At 68.2% G+C, this 19,577-nt stretch carries 20 protein-coding genes; 13 read left to right on the top strand and 7 right to left on the bottom strand.

The features are described from left to right. Positions 1–32: 32 nt before the first annotated feature. Complete coding sequence (locus AC37TH_RS02725; protein WP_490762819.1) at positions 33–620, bottom strand: helix-turn-helix domain-containing protein; 588 nt, start codon at positions 618–620, stop codon at positions 33–35. Positions 621–718: 98 nt separating this feature from the next. Here AC37TH_RS02725 and AC37TH_RS02720 point away from each other — a divergent pair, with 98 nt between their 5' ends. Further along, positions 719–1,657, top strand: coding sequence for an NAD(P)/FAD-dependent oxidoreductase (locus AC37TH_RS02720; RefSeq protein WP_490762818.1), 939 nt, complete (start codon positions 719–721; stop codon positions 1,655–1,657). Here AC37TH_RS02720 and AC37TH_RS02715 read toward each other — a convergent pair. Together AC37TH_RS02715 and AC37TH_RS02710 are read right to left on the bottom strand one after the other, a co-directional pair. After that, positions 1,647–2,669 (bottom strand): sensor histidine kinase, encoded by a 1,023-nt coding sequence (locus AC37TH_RS02715; RefSeq protein ID WP_490762817.1) that lies wholly within the window; start codon positions 2,667–2,669, stop codon positions 1,647–1,649. The genes AC37TH_RS02720 and AC37TH_RS02715 overlap by 11 nt on opposite strands. Then, positions 2,666–3,331 (bottom strand): response regulator transcription factor, encoded by a 666-nt coding sequence (locus AC37TH_RS02710; RefSeq protein ID WP_490762816.1) that lies wholly within the window; start codon positions 3,329–3,331, stop codon positions 2,666–2,668. Before AC37TH_RS02710 ends, AC37TH_RS02715 begins: the two co-directional genes overlap by 4 nt. 127 nt (positions 3,332–3,458) lie before the next feature. On the opposite strand from AC37TH_RS02710, the gene AC37TH_RS02705 reads away from it, so the two are divergent. The 6 genes from AC37TH_RS02705 to AC37TH_RS02680 are packed head-to-tail and all read left to right on the top strand — an operon-like array spanning position 3,459 to position 8,974. After that, entirely contained in the window at positions 3,459–4,244 is a 786-nt protein-coding gene (locus AC37TH_RS02705; protein ID WP_490762815.1) for a COG4705 family protein, read from the top strand. A gap of 48 nt (positions 4,245–4,292) precedes the next feature. Beyond that, a complete protein-coding gene (locus AC37TH_RS02700; protein WP_490762814.1) occupies positions 4,293–5,660 on the top strand; it encodes a ferredoxin reductase family protein in 1,368 nt (455 codons plus the stop codon). Then, a complete protein-coding gene (locus AC37TH_RS02695) occupies positions 5,657–6,181 on the top strand; it encodes an FMN-binding protein (protein ID WP_490762813.1) in 525 nt (174 codons plus the stop codon). Before AC37TH_RS02700 ends, AC37TH_RS02695 begins: the two co-directional genes overlap by 4 nt. Continuing rightward, entirely contained in the window at positions 6,178–6,939 is a 762-nt protein-coding gene (locus tag AC37TH_RS02690) for an FAD:protein FMN transferase (protein WP_490762812.1), read from the top strand. Before AC37TH_RS02695 ends, AC37TH_RS02690 begins: the two co-directional genes overlap by 4 nt. Before the next feature lie 38 nt (positions 6,940–6,977). Continuing rightward, positions 6,978–7,646 carry a response regulator transcription factor gene (locus tag AC37TH_RS02685; protein ID WP_490762811.1) on the top strand — a complete coding sequence of 223 codons (669 nt, stop codon included), beginning with the start codon at positions 6,978–6,980 and terminating at the stop codon, positions 7,644–7,646. Then, entirely contained in the window at positions 7,643–8,974 is a 1,332-nt protein-coding gene (locus AC37TH_RS02680) for a sensor histidine kinase (RefSeq protein WP_490762810.1), read from the top strand. The genes AC37TH_RS02685 and AC37TH_RS02680 overlap by 4 nt, the downstream gene beginning before the upstream one ends. Here the strand turns inward: AC37TH_RS02680 and AC37TH_RS02675 are convergent. Then, positions 8,971–9,342 (bottom strand): hypothetical protein, encoded by a 372-nt coding sequence (locus AC37TH_RS02675; protein WP_490762809.1) that lies wholly within the window; start codon positions 9,340–9,342, stop codon positions 8,971–8,973. The genes AC37TH_RS02680 and AC37TH_RS02675 overlap by 4 nt on opposite strands. A 192-nt stretch (positions 9,343–9,534) precedes the next feature. Here AC37TH_RS02675 and AC37TH_RS02670 point away from each other — a divergent pair, with 192 nt between their 5' ends. Beyond that, positions 9,535–10,770, top strand: coding sequence for an alpha/beta hydrolase family protein (locus AC37TH_RS02670; protein WP_490762808.1), 1,236 nt, complete (start codon positions 9,535–9,537; stop codon positions 10,768–10,770). 21 nt (positions 10,771–10,791) lie between these two features. Here AC37TH_RS02670 and AC37TH_RS02665 read toward each other — a convergent pair whose 3' ends face one another. Then, on the bottom strand, positions 10,792–11,097 hold the full coding sequence (locus AC37TH_RS02665; RefSeq protein WP_490762807.1) for an NIPSNAP family protein: 306 nt from the start codon (positions 11,095–11,097) through the stop codon (positions 10,792–10,794). A 210-nt stretch (positions 11,098–11,307) separates the two neighbouring features. On the opposite strand from AC37TH_RS02665, the gene AC37TH_RS02660 reads away from it, so the two are divergent. Genes AC37TH_RS02660 through AC37TH_RS02645 form a run of 4 tightly spaced genes read left to right on the top strand, consistent with a single transcriptional unit; the run spans position 11,308 to position 16,364 of the window. Beyond that, on the top strand, positions 11,308–12,606 hold the full coding sequence (locus tag AC37TH_RS02660) for an ABC transporter substrate-binding protein (protein ID WP_490762806.1): 1,299 nt from the start codon (positions 11,308–11,310) through the stop codon (positions 12,604–12,606). Positions 12,607–12,616: 10 nt separating this feature from the next. Continuing rightward, on the top strand, positions 12,617–13,597 hold the full coding sequence (locus AC37TH_RS02655) for a carbohydrate ABC transporter permease (protein ID WP_490762805.1): 981 nt from the start codon (positions 12,617–12,619) through the stop codon (positions 13,595–13,597). Beyond that, positions 13,594–14,517 carry a carbohydrate ABC transporter permease gene (locus AC37TH_RS02650; RefSeq protein ID WP_490762804.1) on the top strand — a complete coding sequence of 308 codons (924 nt, stop codon included), beginning with the start codon at positions 13,594–13,596 and terminating at the stop codon, positions 14,515–14,517. The genes AC37TH_RS02655 and AC37TH_RS02650 overlap by 4 nt, the downstream gene beginning before the upstream one ends. After that, the gene (locus AC37TH_RS02645; protein ID WP_490762803.1) at positions 14,514–16,364 is read left to right on the top strand and encodes an amylo-alpha-1,6-glucosidase; all 1,851 of its coding nucleotides are present in this window, start codon (positions 14,514–14,516) and stop codon (positions 16,362–16,364) included. The genes AC37TH_RS02650 and AC37TH_RS02645 overlap by 4 nt, the downstream gene beginning before the upstream one ends. 16 nt (positions 16,365–16,380) lie before the next feature. Here AC37TH_RS02645 and AC37TH_RS02640 read toward each other — a convergent pair whose 3' ends face one another. Next, complete coding sequence (locus AC37TH_RS02640; RefSeq protein WP_490762802.1) at positions 16,381–17,268, bottom strand: helix-turn-helix transcriptional regulator; 888 nt, start codon at positions 17,266–17,268, stop codon at positions 16,381–16,383. 127 nt (positions 17,269–17,395) lie between these two features. Here AC37TH_RS02640 and AC37TH_RS02635 point away from each other — a divergent pair, with 127 nt between their 5' ends. Continuing rightward, on the top strand, positions 17,396–17,704 hold the full coding sequence (locus AC37TH_RS02635) for a hypothetical protein (protein WP_490762801.1): 309 nt from the start codon (positions 17,396–17,398) through the stop codon (positions 17,702–17,704). A 110-nt stretch (positions 17,705–17,814) separates the two neighbouring features. Here AC37TH_RS02635 and AC37TH_RS02630 read toward each other — a convergent pair whose 3' ends face one another. Further along, positions 17,815–18,669: a hypothetical protein gene (locus tag AC37TH_RS02630; protein WP_490762800.1), complete on the bottom strand. Its 855-nt coding sequence runs from the start codon at positions 18,667–18,669 to the stop codon at positions 17,815–17,817. Positions 18,670–19,577: the final 908 nt, after the last annotated feature.

Genomic DNA, 19,577 nt, shown 5'->3' with positions numbered 1-19,577 from the left:
CTTAACGTCTTCGAACGACCCTGCCGGGAGGCTCACACCCCCTCGCCGCCTGGCGCGCGCAAGTGAACGCGCTCTCCCTGCACGCTGAGCAAACTCAGGATTTCCGCAGGTTCGAGCGACGCGCTGACCTGACCGTGCGGGGTGCGGGTGTCGAACTCGGCGGCCTCTCCCGGTTCGAGCAGGATCTCCTCACCGGCGAGGACGAGCCGCACCCGGCCGCTGAGGACGTAGATCCAGTCGAAGCCTTCGTGTGTGCGCTGCTCGACCGGCGCATCCGGATCGTGGCCGGGGAGCACCATCTTGAACGCGCGCACATCCGGGTTGTGCCTCGTGAGCGGGATGATCGCCTTCCCTCCCCGGTAGAACGGCTTGGGGTGGATGCGGGGGTCGGCGATCTGCGGGGCGCCGACGAGGTCGTCGAGGCTGGCGCGGTAGGCGGCGGCGAGCCGGATCAGCAGGTCGAGGGTCGGGCGCCTGAGCCCGGATTCGAGGCGCGAGAGCGTGCTGGTGGAGATGCCGGTCTCGTCGGCGAGCTCGGCGAGGGTCAGGCCTTTGCGCAGGCGGAGGGCGCGCAGGCGCGGGGCGACGCCGTCGAGCACGGCGTCCAGGTCGTCGGTCATTCGTCCTCCTCCGGCTGGTCGGTCGTCCGGTCCGGTCGGCCGTTGCGGTTTCGGCAAACAGGTTTGCGACTTCGGCAGGCTACTCCCACAGTAAAGGCATGGACACGAACTGGGATGCGGTGGTCGTCGGCGGCGGAGCAGCGGGGCTGAGTGCGGCGCTCATGCTCGCACGGTCACGGCGCAGGGTGCTCGTGCTCGACGGCGGGCGTCAGCGCAACGCGGTCGCCGCGCACATGCACGGCGTGATCGGCCGTGACGGCTGGTCGCCGCTCGACCTGGTGGCGACCGGCCGCAGCGAGGTCGAGCACTACGGCGGCGTCGTGCGCACCGCCGATGTCGCCGAGGCGACCAGGAGCGAGACCGGCGGGTTCGTCATCACTCTGACGACCGGAGAGCGCCTGAACGCCAGACGATTGCTGCTCGCCACCGGGCTGCTCGACGAACTGCCGCCCATCCCCGGGCTCGCGGAACGCTGGGGCAGCGGCGTCGCCCACTGTCCGTACTGCGACGGCTGGGAGGTCCGCGACCGGCGCATCGCCATCCTCGCCCGCGGTGAACGGAGCGTGCACGTCGCCCAGCTCGTGCGTCAGCTCAGCGAGACGGTGACGTATCTGACGAACGGGAGCCCGCTGTCCGCCGAGGCGCGCGCGGGGCTCGAAGCGCGGGGCATCGCGGTGGAGGAGCGCGACGTGGCGCGCGTGACCGGCGACACCGCGAGCATCCGGACGGTGGAGCTGGTCGACGGAACAGCGCTCGACATCGACGCGATCTTCGCCGCGCCCGTGCCCCTCCCGAACGACGGCATCGCGCTCGCTCTCGGCGCCGACACGGCCGAGGCGTTCGGCGACGGCCGCTGGGTGACGGTCGACGTCACCGGACGGACGAGCGTGCGGGGACTGTGGGCGGCGGGCAACGTAGTCAGCCCGGGCGCGACCGTGCCGCTGTCGGCCGCGGCAGGGTCGACGGCCGGCGCGGCGATCAACGCCGACCTGGTCGAGGAGGAGGTGAGGGAGGCGGTCGCATCCCTCACGCACTGACGTGGATACGCGGCCCGTCCTGCACGGGCAGCGTCAGCCGGAGCGCCGTCCCGTCCGCGCCCGTCTCGGCGACGTCGACACTTCCGCCGTAGCGGGCGGCCACGTCGCGGACCAGTGCAAGGCCGATCCCGAACCCCGGCCGGCCGCCGTCGTCGGCACCGGCCGGACGCGGCGCCCGCGCGAACCTGTCGAAGATCCGGCGCGGGTCGATACCCTGGATGCCCTGCCCCTGGTCGGCCACCGTCAGGGTCATCGTGCGCGCCTGCACCAGCACGGTAACGGTGATGGTGGTGTCGTCCGGCGAGTGCGCGAGTGCGTTGTCCACCAGCGCGGTGACGCAGCGCTGCAGACTCGCCGCGGGGACGGCCACGAGAATATCCGGGTCCGTCTGGGCATCCACCTGCACCCGGATGCCGCGCGGCTCGGCGAGCACGCGCATGGCATCGACGGCCCTGCTGACGGCCGGCACCACCTGGGTCGTCTGATGCGACGCATCCTGGATCGGCTCGGCGGCGAGCAGCAGGTCGTTCACGATGTCGATCAGGGCGCGGGTGTCCGTGCGGAGCTCCGCGACGACCGACGACGACGGATCGTCTGGCGGCAACGTGCGCTGCAGGATCTGCAGCCGGGCGTCCAGGACGGCCAGCGGGGTGCGCAGCTCGTGACTCGCGTCCTGCACGAACGCCCGCTGAATCTTCAGCGCCCGGCCGAGCGGCTGGACGGCGCGACGGGTGATGATCAGGCTCGCCGCCCCGGCGACCGCGACGGCGAGGACGCCGATCACGACGAACGCGATCATCGCCTCGGTGGTGTCGATGTAGATCTTGTGCTCACCCGGCCGCGGCTTCTCCTGCAGCTCCGACGGACGCAGCTGATCGAGGACGAAGAAGAACGCCAGCCCGATCGCCGCGACGACGAGCGCGCCGGACGCGATGGTGATCTGCAGACCGACCACCCTGGAGGCGCGGCGGACCTCCGTCGCATCCACGTCGGGTTCCGGGCGGTGTCTCACGGCTTGCCCAACCGGTATCCCTCGCCGCGCACGGTGGTGATGAGGTCTTTGTCGGTCTTGCGGCGTACGTAGTGCACGTAGGTGTCCACGGTGCCGGGCTGCTCGTCGCTCTCGAACACCTCGTCGAGGATCTGGCGGCGGGTGAACGTGCGCAGCGGGTTCTTCGCCAGAAGGCGCAGCAGCGCGCTCTCCCGCACGGTCAGCTGGATGCGGCCGTCGTACGGCGAGTAGATGCAGCGGCTCTCCGGGTAGAACTGCCATTCGCCGACCGGGAGCACAGGCCCTTCGCCCGTGAACGTGCGGGTGATGGCGCGGAGGCGGGCGAGCAGCTCGTCGAACTCGAACGGCTTCACCAGGTAGTCGTTCGCGCCGGCGTCCAGCCCGTTCACCCGGTCGGAGAGGCTGCCGAGCGCCGTCAGCATCAGGATGGGCGTGACGACCCTCCTGGCACGGAGCGTCTCCACGATGGTCACCCCGTCCATCCCGGGCAGCCTGCGGTCGACGACCATCACGTCGAACGTGCCCTCCAAGCCGACGCGCAAGCCGTCGTCGCCGTCCGACACCCGCGTGACATCGTAGGTCTCCGCGAGCACCTGCTCGATCAGCGGGCCGAGGCGCTGGTCGTCCTCCACCAGCAGCAGTCGTTGCCGTTCACGCTCCATGATCGCTCACCATACTGCTCGGAACGGGAAGACCGCACAGCGCGGTTCGACAGCACACGGCACCGTGCTCACGGCTCCGTGCTCATGGCTTAGGGCTTTCTGGGAGACGCCCTGCAAGAGTGTCCCAGTGCTGCGCAACAAAGTCCCCGAAGTGACCGCCCTGTTCTGGGTGGCCAAAGTGCTGACCACGGCGATGGGGGAGACCACCTCCGACTTCCTCGTGCACCAGATCGACCCGCCGGTGGCCGTCGCGGGAGCCGCCATCGTCCTGGCCGTGGCTCTCGTGCTCCAGTTCCGCGCCCGCCGCTACATCTCGTGGATCTACTGGTTCGCCGTGCTCATGGTCGCGGTGTTCGGCACGATGGTCGCCGACGTAATCCACGTGCAGTTCGGTGTGCCGTACCTGGTGTCGACCTCCGCGTTCCTGGTGATCCTGGCCGGGGTGTTCGTTCTCTGGCACCGGACGCAGCACACCCTCTCCGTACACACGATCAACACCCGTCCGCGCGAGTTCTTCTACTGGGCGGCCGTGATGACGACGTTCGCGCTCGGCACGGCGGTCGGCGACCTCACCGCGGTCACGTTCGGGCTCGGCTACCTGGCGTCCGGGCTGCTCTTCCTGGTGCTCTTCGCGCTGCCGGGTGCTGCATACCGCTGGTGGGGGCTGGGCGCCACGGCGGCGTTCTGGATGTCGTACGTGCTGACCAGGCCGTTCGGCGCATCCATCTCGGACTGGCTGGCGGTGTCGCACGCGCGCCACGGGCTCGGACTCGGCACCGCGCAGGTGAGCCTGGTGCTGTTGGCGGCGATCATCGTGGTCGTGGCGATCAGCAGCGGCAAGCGTCGTCCCCGCGGTCTCGTGCTCGCAGGGGAAACCCATAGGAATGCCTCAGCCCCTCCCCAGGAGAACTAAGAAACCAGCAAGAATGGCGAGCGATCGTTGATACATGGAGATCAGACCATGACAGCGATCGCGACACCGCGACGGGCCGCGCGGGCGGCCGGCCACACCGCCAGGACGCGCCGGTCGAGGACCGTGCGCCTCGTCCTCGCGGCGGGACTCGTCGGGGTGCTCTGGATGTGGTGGGCCACCGTGCCCACCGGGTTCACCACCACGCCGGCCAGCGTCGCCACCACCGTCGGCGAGCTGAGCGGGATGCTCGGCGGCTACCTCGTCTGCGCCCAGGTGCTGCTGATCGCCAGGGTGCCGTGGTTCGAGCGGGCCGTCGGTCTTGACCGGCTGGTGTCCTGGCACCGCTCGCTCGGCGCCTCCGTGGTCTTCCTCATCGTCACGCACGTGGTGTTCATGGTCGTCGGCGGCGAACTGATCGACAAGGCGTTGCCCTGGAACGAGTTCATCGCGATGCTGCAGAACTACCCGGACATGCTCACCGCGCTCATCGGCACCATCGCGTTCCTCGTCGTCGGGCTGAGCAGCGCGCGGTTGATCCGCTCGAAGCTGTCCTACGAGGTCTGGTACTGGCTGCACGTCACGACCTACGTCGCGATCTTCCTCACCTTCTTCCACCAGCTCAGCGGCGGAGCTCACTTCGTCGGTCAGCCGGTCAATCGCGTCCTCTGGATCGCGCTGTACCTCGGGACGGCCGCAGCCGTGCTCACCTGGCGGTTCGTGCTCCCGACGATGGATGCGTGGCGGCACCGGATGCGCGTCGCCGCCGTCGTCCCGGAGTCCGAGGGCATGTCCAGCGTCTGGCTCTCCGGGCCCAGGATGGACGAGCTGGGCGTGCGTGGAGGCAACTTCCTGAGCTTCCGCTTCCTCGCCTGGGGGCACCTACTCACGGCGCACCCGTACTCGGTGTCGCGGCTGCCGTCCGACGGCTACCTGCGGATCACGGTCGGGGCGCTCGGCGACCACTCGACCAGGCTCGCCGGACTCAAGAAGGGCACCCTCGTGTTCGCGGAAGGGCCGTTCGGGCACTTCACCGCCGACAGGGCGAGCAGGGCGCGCATCCTGCTGATCGCGGGCGGCGCGGGCATCGGCCCGATCCGGGCGCTCGCCGAAGAGCTCGTCGACCGCGGAGCGCAGCCCGTCGTGCTCTACCGCGCACATTCTCCCGCCCACCTGGCGTTGCTGCCGGAGCTGCAGGCGATGCGCGGCGTCACCGTCGTCCCTGCTCCCGGACGACGCAGCGAGCTCGGCTACGACCCGCTCGACGTCGCGCCGATGCAGAACTTCATCCCGGCGCTGCGCGACTGGGAGGCGTTCATCTGCGGGCCGCCCGGCATGGCCGACCGAGCGGAGGAGACCCTCCGCGAGCTCGGGATGCCCGCCCGTTTCATCCACCGAGAAGAACTGAGCATGTCATGAGACAGAAGAAATGGCGCGGAACCATCCTGTTCACGGTCATCGTCGTGGTGATGGGCGGAACGATCGGGCTGAAACTGTACGGGATCGGCGACCAGGGCGCGGCGACGACCGCGTCGGTCGTCGGGACGACCAGCACGGGGACGACGAGCTCGACGTCCACGGGGTCCTCTTCGTCCACACCCTCCACCAGCCCGTCCGCCACGCCCTCCCCGTCTGCGACCTCCACCCCGTCGACCGCGGCCGCCTCCGCGACCAAGGTCGTCACGGGGAGCACCGTCGACACCCGGTACGGCCCGGTCCAGTTGCAGGTCACGTTCTCCGGCTCGAAGATCACGGCCATCACGGCCCTGCAGACGCCGAACCAGGATGGACGCAGCGTCGAGATCAACCAGCAGGCCATCCCGATGCTCACGCAGGAGGCGCTCTCGTCCCAGTCGGCGAAGATCGACACGGTCTCCGGGGCGACGTACACCTCCGAGGGCTACATGCAGTCGCTGCAATCGGCGATCGACCAGCTGTGAGGTTCGTCGAGACGGTGATGGGCATCCCGATGTCGATCGACATCCGGGACGAGGCGATCCGGGATGCGGTCGACCCTGCCGACGCTGCTCGTCGCGCCTTCGAGGTGCTGCGGGAGGCGGACGCGCGGTTCAGCGTGTACCGGCCGGACAGCGAAGTGAGCGCTGCCAACCGCGGGGAGCTCGCACCGGCGGCGTTCAGCGACGAGCTGCTGGCCGTGATCGCGCTGGGCGAGGAGGCGGAACGCGCCTCGGGCGGGGCGTTCCGCATCCATCGGCCGGAGGGGACGCTCGACCTGGACGGCGTCGTGAAGGGCTGGGCCGCTGCCGGTGCGGCAGACGCGCTGCGTGCACAGGGCGTGCGCCGCTTCTGCCTCAACGCGGGCGGGGATGTGACGGTAGGCGACGGTCCCGACGGCGACCTGCCGTGGAACGTCGGCATCCGCACCCCGGCCGACCCGGCCGCGATGCTGGCCGTCCTCTCGCTGACCAACGCCGCCGTCGCGACCTCCGGGGCGTACGAGCGCGGCGCCCACATCGTCGACGGCCGCACGGAGACCCCGGCGGTCGGCCTGCTCAGCGCCACGGTCGTCGCCGACGACCTCACGACCGCCGACATCCTAGCGACCGCCGTCTTCGCGCTCGGGCGCCCAGGCATCGACTGGGCCGTCCTGCGCGGCGCCCGCGGCGTTCTCGCCGTCACCGAGAGCGGCAAACTGCTCGCCTCCGGTGTCCTCGACTTCGCGCAACCGCTGGCATGACCGCCGGCGAGCCAGGACCGGCCACCTATACTGCGACAGTGAACGGGACGCCCCGAGTGCTTGTGGCCGAGGACGACGCACGCCTCGCAGGGATGCTCACCGAACTTCTCAGCTCGGAGGGCTACGACGTGATCGTGGCGAAGGACGGCCAGCGCGCCCTCCACCTCGGACTGACCGAGGACGTGGACGTGATCGTCCTCGATCGCGGTCTCCCGGTGCTCGACGGACTCGACGTGCTCCGCCGTCTCCGCGAGAGCGGAGCGACCGTCCCCGTGCTCATCCTCTCCGCGCTCGGCAACGCCGCTCACCGCGTCGAAGGGCTCGACGGCGGGGCGGAAGACTACCTGGCGAAGCCGTTCGACATCGACGAACTGCTCGCCCGGCTGCGGGTGCTGAGGCGCAGGGGCGCATCCACTGCCGGCGCTGTGCGCTTCCCCGGAGGGATGCTCGACGTCGGCAACCGGACCGTGCAGACAGATCAGGGCGAGCGTCTCGTCCTCTCCGAACGGGAGTCCGCACTACTGGAACAGTTGGCCAGGCGGCCAACGCAGGTGTTCTCGCGGGCGGTGCTCCTGGAGAGCGTCTTCGCCGACGCCGACGATCCCGGCGTCGTCGACCTGTACGTGCACCACCTCCGCAAGAAGTTCGGCCGCGGGCTCATCGAGACGGTGCGCGGCCTCGGCTACCGGATGGGCGCAGCCTCGTGACCTCGCCGGAACGCCAGGAGGCGCGTTCGGCGGCGACCAGGCTCGCTGTGCAGTTCGCAGCGGTCATCCTGGTGCTGTTCGCGGTGCTGGGACTGGTCGTCTATCTGGTCGTCTCCGCCGGCCAGACCGAGGCGGCGAAACGGACGATGGCCGACGCCTCCATGGTCGACTCCGTGCACGACGCCCCGCGTAATCTGCTCGTCACGGTGATCACGCCGCAGGGCACGGACGCCTCGCAACAGGGCGCGGACAGTTCGCCGCAGGGCGTGACCAGCTCGCCGGGCGGCATGGACAGTTCGCCGCACATGCCGAACGGGCTGCCGGACAAAGCCGCCATTGCACGCGTCGCCGCCGGTGGACCGGCCGAGACGGCGACCATCCAGGCGGGAGGTGTGAACTACCTCACCGTCACCGACGTGCGTCGCGGCAAGGTGGTGCAGATCTCCTACGGGCTCGGCGAGCAGGCGGAGGAACTGCGCCGCCTCGTCACCGCGCTCGTGATCTCCGGCATCGTCGCGGCCGTCGCCGCGGCGCTGATCGCCGTCTTCATCGCCCGCCGCGCGATGCGTCCGCTGGCCGACGCGCTCGCCCTGCAGCGACGCTTCGTCGCGGACGCGAGCCATGAGCTGCGCACCCCGCTGACCCTGCTGAGCACGCGCGCGCAGCTGGTGCGCCGCCGGGCACGGGATGCGTCCCCCGCCGTCGACCCGGAGGTCAGGGCGGGCATCGACGAGATCGTCGACGACAGCAAAGCGCTGACCGAGATCGTCGAAGATCTGCTGATCGCGGCCGACCCCCGCCAGGCGGCGGAGTCGGAGCACGTGGACCTCGCCGCCGTGGCCGCCACGGTCGCGCGGGCGGCGGAGGCGCGCGCGGGCGAGCGCGGGGTGCGGATCGAGGTGGCGGATGGTGCGGGCGCCGAACCCGCCGCGGTGTCCGGCGCCCCGGTTTCGCTGCGGAGGATGGTGGTCGCGCTGGTCGACAACGCGGTCGATCACGCCGCATCCAGGGTGGTGGTCGACACGCGCCGCGACAAGGCCGCCGTTGTCCTGAGGGTCAGCGACGACGGCCAGGGCTTCGCGGACGGTGCCGACCGCCGCGTGCTCGAACGGTTCGCGTCCTCACGTGCATCCGGTGCTGCAGCCGACGACGGCACCGCGGAGGTCGCCCGCCACTACGGGCTCGGGCTCGCGCTGGTCGCCGAGGTGGTCGGCCGGCACGGAGGCACGGTCGCCGTGACCAATGACGGCATCGACGGCGGAGCGTGCGTCACGGTGAGGCTGCCCGCGTCGCAGGCCGTCGGTTCCGCGTCCGCGTCCTCGTCCTAGAACGCGAACATCTGGCCGAGCACGATCACCAGGATGAGGAACAGCGCGACGATCGCGCCGATCACCGCCAGCGAGCGGGTCGACAGCTTGGCGATCCCGAACCCGACCAGGAACGGCAGCGCCAGGCACATCAGCGCCAGGATCCACCAGAACGCCTGATATCCGGCCTGCGACGCCGACTCCAGTCGCCCGCCGAACAGCTTCTGCGTCGCCGGATGCGTGGCGAACGCGATGCACGCCGACAGCGGATACGCGATCAGCACCGCGACGATGAGCCCGGCGAACGCGCCCCAGTGCCCCCGTCCGCCCCCAGCGCCGATGTCGAGCGTCTCTTCCCGGTGGGGCCCCTGCTTGCTCTTCGTGCTCATGCGCACAGCATAGGGCCCGCCCACTTCCGCCCGCATCGAGTGGTCCCGAATTGCCGCACGCGCGGCGGCCGCACGGCAATTCGGGACCACTCGATGCCGGACGGCCGTGACACACACCGCACCACAGGATTAGGCTCCGAATCATCAGCACCGCGTCAGCCGTCACGATCGCATCGTCGAAGGAGGCCGGACATGGCTCTCGGCTCGAATCTTCACCATTCGCACGGACCGTTCTCCGACGGTTTCTTCCACAATCAGGATTTCGACTTCGACCTGCGCGTCGTGCTCGGTCACGCATTCTCGGGTGCCGCAGACACCGGTGAGGTGCTCGCCGCCGTCGAGTCGGTCGGTGAGCACGACCACCAGGCGTGGTTCGCGGCGTGGTCGGCGCTGGGTTCCCGCATCCGGGCAGAGGGCGACGAGCAGGCCGCCGCCGGGCACGACGTCAGCGCCTCCCGCTCGTACCTGCGGGCGTCCACCTATCTCGGTGCCGCGCTGAACGCCGTCGCGTCCCTCCCATCACCGGATGCGCTGGTCCCCACGTTCCGCGCCCACCGCGCCGCCTGGGATCGCTTCGTCGACACCACGCCGGTCTCCATCCATCGGGTGAACATCCCCTATGAGGGCACGACCCTCCCCGGCTACTTCTTCCGGCCGTGGGGAACAGCGGGCTCCGGGCGCACGCTCATCATGAACAACGGGAGCGACGGCGCCATCAGCACGATGTGGGCGAGCGGCGGCGCCGGCGCCCTGCAGCGCGGGTACAACGTCCTGATGTTCGACGGGCCGGGCCAGCAGTCGATGCTGTTCGAGCACGGAGTGCCGTTCCGTCACGACTGGGAGGCTGTGATCACGCCGGTCGTCGACTACCTGCTCGGCCGCGACGACGTCGACCGCGACAAGCTCGCGATCTACGGGATCAGCCAGGGCGGTTACTGGGTGCCGCGGGCGCTCGCGTTCGAGCACCGCATCGCCGCCGCCGTGGTGGACCCGGGCGTCGTCGATGTCTCGACATCGTGGACGGAGCACCTTCCCAAGAGCATGCTGAAGCTGCTCGCCGAGGGGGAGAAGGAGAAGTTCGACCGCGACATGGAGCTGGCGCTCAAGTTCTCCCCCGACCTCGCCCGCACCTGGTCCTTCCGGGCACGGCCATACCAGAAGGAAGGGTATTTCGACACGATCAAGGCCGTCCTCAACTACCGCCTCGACAACGTCGCGTCGTCGATCAGGACACCGTTGCTCATCACCGATCCGGAGGACGAGCAGTTCTGGCCCGGGCAGTCCCGCCGCCTCGCCGAGCTCACCCCCGGCGTCTCCAGCGTGGTGCCGTTCACCGCGGACGAGGGCGCGAACTTCCATTGCGAGCCGCTGGCGCGGTCCCTGGTGGACCAGCGGATGTTCGATTGGCTGGATGCGCGGCTCGGCTGAGCCCGAACGAAGCCGGACGCCTTACTCGAAGACGGGGCTGAGGAAGCGACGCTCGTAGCGGCGGATGCACCCGGTGTCGCGCGCGTACTGGAACGCTGCAATGCACTCGGGGTCCGTCGCCGCAGCCGTGCGGTACTGCTCGTACTCGGCCAGCGACGGGAACGTGAACAGCGCGAACGCCTCGTCGCTGTCCCCTTCGCTCGGCAGGAAGTATCCGTGGTGGACGCCGCCCAGCTTCTCCACCAACCGGATCCAGCGGCGGCCGTACTCGGTGAACTCCGCCAGCTTGGCGTCGTCGATCTCGTAGCGCAGGTGCACAGTGATCACGGTCGGTCTTCCCCTTCGTCGGCCGGTGGCGGCGCCAGCCTACAGTGGTGCGTGCCCGCGGCGATGCAGGTCGTCGTGTGAGAGTCGAACCGCTCATCCGCCTCCGTATGCTTGCATAACGCCGCTGCCTACTGTATACAGAATACAGATCAGGAGTGGCCTCGACCCGTGGCCCCCAATGCAAGAGACACTTCAAGGAATGAGGTAGGCATGTCTCGCGTCGACTCGAAGATGAGAAGGCTGGTGGCCGTGGGGGCGGCTGTGGCGATCGCACTCAGCATGGCCGCATGTTCAGGATCCGGATCGGGGGGATCGGGCAGCAAGACGGTCGTCTGGTCCACCTGGGGAACTCCGGAGGAGATCGCCCGGTACAAGGACTTCGACACCCAGTTCATGAAAGAGCACCCCGACATCAAGGTCGTGCTCCAACCGGTCGCCGACTACGGCGACTACCACACCAAGCTCCTCGCCCAGCTCGCATCCGGCACAGCACCGGATGTGTTCTACATCGGCGACGACAAGATCGGCCAGTTCGTCAATTCCAAGGCGCTCCTCCCGCTCACCACGCTGATGAACTCCAGCGCGAGCAAGACCAAGCCGGAGGACTTCGCGCAGGGCCTGTTCGGGGCGACCAAGAAGGGCGACCAGATCTACGCAGCCCCCAACGACTCCAACCCGGATGCGCTCTGGTACGACAAGGTCGCGCTCAAGGCGGCCGGCGTGACCCAGGACCCGGCCACCCTCGCCTCCGAGGGCAAGTGGACCACCGAGGCGTACCTCGACATGAACGACAAGCTCAAGAAGGCCGGGCTCACCGGCTCGATGTTCTGGAACTACTGGTCCACCCACTACAGCTGGATCTCGTCGCAGGGCGGCAAGGCGTTCGACGCCTCAGGCAAGTTCGTCGCGAACACCGACCAGACCAGCGTCAAGGCAATGGATGTGCTGGCCAAGAACTTCCAGAACGGCACCTTCGTCGTCGCTGACACCCTCCCGCAGGGCGCAGGAGCCGACAGTGTGTTCGTCACCCACAAGGCGGGCTTCTTCGTCCAGGGCCGCTACACGATCGGCACCATCAAGTCGGCCGGTGACCCGGAGAACTACGACGTCGCACCCTGGCCGACCCCGGACGGCAAGGCCGCTCCCACCGGCACGGCCGTGAGCTACCTGGCCATCAACGCCAAGACAAAGAACAAGGACGCCGCGTTCGAGTTCTGGACCAACTACCTCTCGGCGGCCGGTCAGACCGAGCGCCTGAAGGGCGGCGGAAACGCGGTCCCGTCGATCAAGGGCGCCGACTCCGTCGTCCTCGACGGCTACCCGAAGCACGCACAGACACTCCTGGACATGCGCGACATCGGCTTCGAGGACTACGCGACCGAGGCAGCCGTCCCCGGCCTCTCCAGTGACATCAGCGACAAGATGCTGGCGCTCTATGAGGGCAAGGCGTCGACGAAGGCGACGCTCGATGATGTCGCGAAGATGATCCAGGACAAGACGGGTAAGTAGGGATCTACGCGTGAGTGCAATCCGAGGGTCGCTGACCGACACCGCCGACCGGGCGGCGACGGCGAAACCCACAGGCACCGAGCCGGGCGGACTCCGAGGGGAGTCCGCCTGGCGGAGGCGCGACCGGCGCTGGGGCTACGTGTTCGTCGGCCCCCAGCTGATCGGCATGGCACTGTTCGTGGTGCTCCCATTCGCGGCGAGCGTGGTGCTCGCCTTCGCCCAGTGGGACGGTCTCAACGACCTCAGCTGGGTGGGCTTCGACAACTTCCGCAACCAGCTCGCCGACCCGCTGTTCGGCCGCGCGATCGTCAACACCCTGCTGATCGCGGTCATCACGGTGCCGATCGGCCTCGGCCTCGCCGTGGTGATCGCGGTGGCGCTGGAGAAGCTCAAGACCAAGACGCTGTACCTGATCCTGTTCTTCGCCCCTGTCGTCACCTCGTCGGTGGCGGTCGCGATGATCTGGCAGCAGCTGTTCCGCAAAGACGGCGTGATCAGCGGGTTCATCTCCAGCGTGTTCCACGTCCCTGCGCCGGACTGGCTCGGCGACCCGCACCTGGCGCTCATCGCCGTCTGCATCGTGTCGATCTGGTCGTCGCTCGGACTCAACGTGATCATCTTCCTCGCCGGGCTGCAGAACATCTCACCGGCGGTCATCGAGGCGGCCCGCATCGACGGGGCCGGTGCACTCACCCTGTTCTTCCGCATCCGGTTGCCGCTGTTGTCGCCGATCATGTTCTTCTCGTCGGTCATCGCGTTCATCAGCTCGCTGCAGACCTTCGATACCGTGTTCATCCTCACGGCCAACGCGGGCCCGGACAACGCCACCCGCACGATCGTCTACCACATCTACGATCTCGGCTTCGGCAAGTTCCAGTTCGGTCCGGCCAGTGCCGCGTCGGTCATCCTGCTGCTGATCACGCTCGTCATCACGGGCATCCAGTTCACGGCGCAGAAGAAGTTCGTCCACTACGAGGATGGTGCAGCATGACCACCACCGTCACCCCGCCAGCGTCCGCCCCTGCGGCGCCGGGCAGCGCGCAGCCGACCGGCTCCGGCAAGGCCGGCCGCGAGGGAAGGGCGGGCGCCCGCGTGCGCACGACCGCCCTGCACGTCGTCCTCGCGCTCGGCGGCCTCGCGATGGTCTTCCCGTTCGTCTGGATGCTCATCACCTCGTTCAAGACGCTGCCGCAGCTGCTCAACGATCCGCTGAGCTTCCTGCCGACGCCGTTCACGTTCCAGAACTACATCGACGCGTGGAACGACGCCCCGTTCGCGCAGGCGTACTTCAACAGCATCTACATCGCCGTGCTCGTCGTGATCGGCACACTCGTCACCGCCGCGATGGCCGGCTACGCGTTCGCGCGCATCAAGTTCCGCGGCAGCCGCGTGCTGTTCGTCGTGTTCCTGGCCACCCAGATGATCCCGATGCAGGTCACGCTGATCCCGTTCTACTTCCTGATGGCGAAGCTCGGCTGGGTGGACTCGCACCTGTCGCTGATCATCCCGGCGGCGCTGGCGAACCCGTTCGCGGTGTTCCTGATGCGGCAGTTCGTGCTGTCGCTGCCGAAAGAACTGGAGGAGGCGGCGCTGGTCGACGGCGCCGGACGCTGGCGGACGTTCTGGAGCATCGTCCTCCCGAACCTCCGCCCCGGTCTCGGCGCGCTCGCGATCATCGTGGCGCTCAGCACCTGGAACAACTTCCTGCTGCCCCTCGTGCTGCTCAACAGCCAGGACCTCTTCACCGTGCCGCTGCTGCTGCAGAGCTTCCGCGGGCAGTTCGGGTCGATCAACTACGGCCTGATCATGGCGGCGTCGGCGGTGGCGACCATCCCGATGCTGATCGCGTTCGTGATCGGTCAGCGCCGCATCCTGAACAGTATGGCGGCGAGCGGGCTGGGCGGCCGATGAGCGCGGAGGCACAGTCGGCAGTGGACGCGGCGGCAATGGATGCGGCACGGGATGCGGCAGCACGGGATGCGGCCGACCGCGCCGCGCGCTTCCTCGACCTCGAGAACGCGCCGTTCACCCTGCCGGGTTCGCGCATCCTGGTGCAGCGGGCGGACGGCGGCGTGACCGTGCGCCTCGCGGAGTACGAGCGACGGCTGGACGACTGCGTCGTCGTGCGCGCACTGCGCGTGTTCGGCGCGGACGGACGCGTGGCCGAGTTGCGCGACGTGCGCCCGGAGCGCATCGAGTTCGACGGGGGAGTGACGTTGACGTTCGACGGCCCGGAGACGCTGAGCGTCGGCGGAGCCGGCGAAGGCGGAGCCGGCGAAGGCGGCGGCGTCGGGCGCTGGACGGTCGAGCTCGTGCTGCCCGGCGCGCCCACCGCGTCCGGTGTCTGGGCGCCCGGCCTTCCCTCCGCCCCCGAGGCGTCCTGGCACGCGACCGGCGCCGACGACCTGCTGGGCCGGGAGGCGCCCGGCGGCGACACAGTCGTCCGCCTGTCGTTCGCGGGCGGTGACGGCGCTGGCCTGCGGATCGCGCTCGGCGCATCCACTGCTGCGGCGGGCGGTTCCCACGCCGGCTCCCACACCGACGCCCTCGCCCGCACCTCGCGCGTCTGGGCCGACTGGTTCGCCCGCACGCCTGCCGTGCGCGCCGACCTCGCCGACCTCACCGCATTCTGCTGGTGGGTGCTCGGCGCCAACGTCGTCACGCTTCCCGGGCGAGGGGACGCGCGCGCCGTCGTGCCGTCGAAGATCGGCTACGTCGGCCTCTGGCAGTGGGACGCGTACTTCATCGCCGCCGGCCTCCGGCACGGCGACCCGGAGCTGGCGCGCGAACAGCTCGCCCTCGCGTTCGGCTTCCCGACCGCCGACGGGCAGCTGCCCGACGTCGTGCACGACGAGGGCGTTCTGGCGTCGAGCGACGACCTTCCGCCGGGCGACCGCGACAACCTGCGCCGTGCCGGTTCGGCCATCGCCGACCCGACCGCGCCCATCCCGTTGACCAAGCCCCCGCTCGCCGCCTGGGCGCTCCGCGCGCTCGAAGGCCGGATCGACGACCCGGCGTGGTTCGACGACGCCTGGGAGACGGTCGCGCGCAGCCAGGAATGGTGGTTCGCGCACTCCGACCTCGACGGCGACGGGATGCCGGAATACGGACATCCCTACTCGTCCGGGCTGGACGACAGCCCCGTCTTCGACGGCGAGCTGCCCGTGGCGTCGCCCGACCTCGCGGCGTACCTGATCCTGCAGGACGACCTCCTCGCATCCCGTGCCCGATCGGTCGGAGACGCCGAGCGCGCCGAACGCCATGCCGCCCGCGCCGAGCGCACCCTCGCCCTGCTGGAGGGGATGTGGGACGACGACGCCGGGTTCTTCCGGTCGTTCGGCGGCGGAGTGCCGCTCCGTGCGGAGACGGCCGTGAGCCTGCTCCCGCTGCTGACCGGTCGGCTTCCGGGCCGCATCGTGGCCAGGATGCTCGAAGCGCTGGACGACCCGGACCGATTCGCGACGCCGTGGGCAGTGCCGACGGTCGCCGCCCGGGATGCGGACTTCTCCGCCGAGCGGATGTGGCGCGGCCCCGTCTGGGTCAACATCAACGCGCTCCTCGCCGAAGGGCTGGCCGTGTCCGGTCACGCCGAGCGCTCGCGCGAGCTGGTGGAGGCGACGCTGAGGCTCGTCCAGCACGCCGGAGGCCCGCACGAGTACTTCAACCCGCTCACGGGTGGGAAGGCCAGGACGGCGACGACCTCGTTCGGCTGGTCGGCCGCCCTCTGCATCGACCTGGCGGTGCGCACCTCGGGCTGATCCAGGCTGGAGCGGGTCACCCTCGGCTGGGCGGCTTGGCTCCTAGTGCCGCCATGTCATGTCTTTCAGCGACGCCGGTCTTCTTCTTGATGTTGCGTATGTGCGTCTCGACCGTCCGGACGCTGATCCCCAGCTCGCGTGCGATCTCGATGTTCCCCAGCCCGGTCGCCACGATCTGAACAAGCTCCACTTCTCTGTTCGAGAGCCCGAAACTCGCAACCGATCTGGCGGTGACCCCGGACGTAGGCGAATACGCGTCGGCCATGAGCTCTCGCACTTCCGTTCGCAGGGAGTCGGCCTTCTCCGTTTCGCCATCGTCACGGTAGAGCTTGATCGCTTGGGTGTAGAAACGCAGCGCTTCGTCGCCCGCTTGCTCGGAGCGCAGCACTCGAGCAGCCTCCGTGAGGCCACGTGGGTCGTCACTGGCCGCAGCTACTCGGCCATCGATATACGCAGCGTAAAGGGGTCCGCCGATTACCTCGGCGCGCGGACGAAATGCGCTGGCGAGGTCGTCATCGAAGTCGGCGATCAGCGACAACATTTGGGCTCCGTCCGCGGCAAGAACGTAGTTTCGATCCATCAGATCATGGGCCACCTTCAGGTACAGGGATGCGGCCTTGGTTCGGTTGCCGTCTGCACTTGTCGCTGCGGCGTCAATGAAGCCGAGATGGCCGAGAGGGAGTGCTTCGGTGCTCCCTCCGACCATGTCGGCGTGCTCGAGCATTCCCTTGGCCGCCGCGTTTCTCCCCATTCGCAGAGCGATGGTGGCCAGCAAGAACAAGGTGGGGCGATCTGGCGAGAACACGAGAGACGTTCCGCTCACGCTGGCGCTGAGAAGAACCTGGACCGAATCGATGGCTTCGTCGAAGCGGCCGAGTGAGGCCAGAGCAAGCAGGGGACACATAGGCATGGCCGGCTAAGGGCATGCGTTCAATCTCGGCTGTGCAGCTTTCGATGTGCGCTGAGGCCCACTCGACTGCCTGATTCAGTTGCCCGGACGCGTACAGGGCGAGGCCGAACGCTACGTCGTATTGGGCATTCAACTCTCGCTCTGCGTCACGGGGGCGCCTTTCCAGGAGCGGTATCGCTTCGGCGGCGCGGCTGCTCAGAATGTGCCCGTAGGCCAGAACGAGTCGCGTGATGTCACCGTTGATGCCAGCAATACCGGCCCCGGCGCCAAGCCTGGTGCGATAGTCACTCGGTATGTGATCCACCTCCATGGTTATTGCGCAGCTCAGTGCGTCAAGCGCGACCTTGTATTCGAAGTGGTCGCCTGTATCTCTCAACAGCGTCTCGATGATCTCCTCGAGCGGTTCTTCGTTCGCGATCGCCCATCGTGAACGCAAGTACCGGAAGGTGAGCTCCTCCCGTTGGTCTGCGCGATCGATTGACGTTTCACGGAGAACCTGGTCGATCGTGTCCGCATCTCGAGGCCCTGTGAGGTAGTAGTTCAACGCTCGATTGGCGCTCTCCACCGAGCGAGTCGTCGTCCAATTGTGCGTCGCGGCTGCCAACTCGATCGCGTAGGTTTCAGTGAACTGCCTGGCGATGAGGGGGACTCCTGGATGCCGCGGGCCACTGGATCACCTGGGGCGGGCAAAGTGCGCAGGAACAGCCGCACAGAATCCGTGTCGCCCGGTGCGTGAGCTGCAAGCGCATCACTAATGGTCTCGATCAAACGAAGGCGGCGGGCAGAGGACGGCTGACGTCGAAAATAGTCGCCGAGACCAGGTGGACTGATAGCAGCGAATGTTTCACGCTGAGTGCTGAAAGTGCTCAGGAAGGCATCCTCTTCCAGCGTTTCAATAAGAGGCTGCCCGATAAGGGCCCGGGCTGTGGGCAGGTCGACTGTCCCGACGAGGGCTAACGTCTCCACCGCTTCCCTCACAGGGACGGTGTAGCTCAGTAGAAGTGCCTCATACGCGCCGTTGAGGTCGGCGGACCAGAGATCGGGTTCATCCACCCACACCGTTCCTCGCAGACGGATAAGACCGTCCTCTGCGGCGGCGTCGGTGATCGCAATCACGAATCCCGGGATCCCAGCGGACTTCGTATGAATCCGGCCGCTCAGGGATGGTGCGACTGGTCCGCCCAAGCGGTCTTCGAGCATCGAGTGGACGACTTCGAGGCCGAGCGGTTGAAGTGGTATCCGCACAACTGGGTGAGCAAACCGGACAAGAGTGTTGTCCGCCATCGTGAGCGGACGCTTCAACGCGGCTGCAATGACGGTCACCCCCAGCGCCTTGTGCACGGTTTCGATGACCGCCCACGAAGCATCGTCGAGTTGGTCCGCGTCGTCGATCATGATGACCGACAAGTTCAGCGACGAAATCCGCTCGACGAGCGAGGCAGGGGACCCGGAGATTCTGGAACCCTCGGCCAGCGGCGGCAACGCGACGCGGATGGCCTCGATGGGGAGTCGCTCCCCTATCCCCCAACAAATAGCACCGCAAGTCCGGCGCGCTTGTATGCCTGATCAACGTGCCGGAGAACCTCGGTGCGGCCCGACCATCGAGGGCCGACGATTTCAACGCTCGTGCCCTCTGTCGACAGACGAAAGGCCTTGGTGGCTTCATGATCGCGGATGAACATCGAGGGACCTCCTGCGATTCGTGTCTGGCGCACATCGTCCTCGCTTGGTCGATGGTTTCGCAAGAGGAAGTCAGGTATCACTGGAGTTTCGTCTCTGTGTCGTAAAGACGGGGCCGACCCAACATGGCGGTCGGCCCCGGACGCAGTTGAACGCGCTCAACTACTTCTGCTTTCACAGCGTGCGCGACGCGAGTACCCGAACTTACCCGCAGATCTTGCGAGCACGACACTAGGCTACGTCTGCGCGATCGGACGCGAATGAATGCTTTCTACGGGCGGCCCGTACGCGGAATACGCGAATCGATACTGCGAGTGCGCCCGCTCCGGCGATCGCTACGCGCATGAGTCCCCCGAACGTGGGAATTCGCGCGCTCACCCCGCCAGACGCGGAGGATGTGGTCTCGACGAAGGTCGATGCCTCGCAGAGCGGCCGGCCTCGCCTCAGCCGGGCTTGCAGTGTCTTCGCCTGGCGGAACAACCGCTTCGGGCCCACCGCCGTGGGCACCTAAAGACAAGCGCTTCACACGTACCTTCACCACGACGCCACGTAGGTAACCCGATCCACATCCATGCTTTTTGGGCGGCCCCAGGATTTTTGTGGCCGTTATCACGTCAACCAAA

The sequence above is a fragment of the Leifsonia sp. McL0627 genome (assembly GCF_058244615.1).
The sequence above is the reverse complement of the archived record's forward strand: the minus strand, read 5'-3'. Positions and strand labels throughout refer to the sequence as shown.

Excerpts from the sequence above, each read along its gene's own strand:
- AC37TH_RS02720 (WP_490762818.1), top strand. The coding sequence starts at position 719 with ATGGACACGAACTGGGATGCGGTGGTCGTCGGCGGCGGAGCAGCGGGG.
- AC37TH_RS02630 (WP_490762800.1), bottom strand. The coding sequence starts at position 18,669 with ATGATCGACGACGCGGACCAACTCGACGATGCTTCGTGGGCGGTCATC.
- AC37TH_RS02645 (WP_490762803.1), top strand. The coding sequence starts at position 14,514 with ATGAGCGCGGAGGCACAGTCGGCAGTGGACGCGGCGGCAATGGATGCG.
- AC37TH_RS02650 (WP_490762804.1), top strand. The coding sequence starts at position 13,594 with ATGACCACCACCGTCACCCCGCCAGCGTCCGCCCCTGCGGCGCCGGGC.
- AC37TH_RS02670 (WP_490762808.1), top strand. The coding sequence starts at position 9,535 with ATGGCTCTCGGCTCGAATCTTCACCATTCGCACGGACCGTTCTCCGAC.
- AC37TH_RS02695 (WP_490762813.1), top strand. The coding sequence starts at position 5,657 with ATGAGACAGAAGAAATGGCGCGGAACCATCCTGTTCACGGTCATCGTC.
- AC37TH_RS02660 (WP_490762806.1), top strand. The coding sequence starts at position 11,308 with ATGTCTCGCGTCGACTCGAAGATGAGAAGGCTGGTGGCCGTGGGGGCG.
- AC37TH_RS02640 (WP_490762802.1), bottom strand. The coding sequence starts at position 17,268 with ATGTGTCCCCTGCTTGCTCTGGCCTCACTCGGCCGCTTCGACGAAGCC.
- AC37TH_RS02710 (WP_490762816.1), bottom strand. The coding sequence starts at position 3,331 with ATGGAGCGTGAACGGCAACGACTGCTGCTGGTGGAGGACGACCAGCGC.
- AC37TH_RS02700 (WP_490762814.1), top strand. The coding sequence starts at position 4,293 with ATGACAGCGATCGCGACACCGCGACGGGCCGCGCGGGCGGCCGGCCAC.
- AC37TH_RS02675 (WP_490762809.1), bottom strand. The coding sequence starts at position 9,342 with ATGAGCACGAAGAGCAAGCAGGGGCCCCACCGGGAAGAGACGCTCGAC.
- AC37TH_RS02725 (WP_490762819.1), bottom strand. The coding sequence starts at position 620 with ATGACCGACGACCTGGACGCCGTGCTCGACGGCGTCGCCCCGCGCCTG.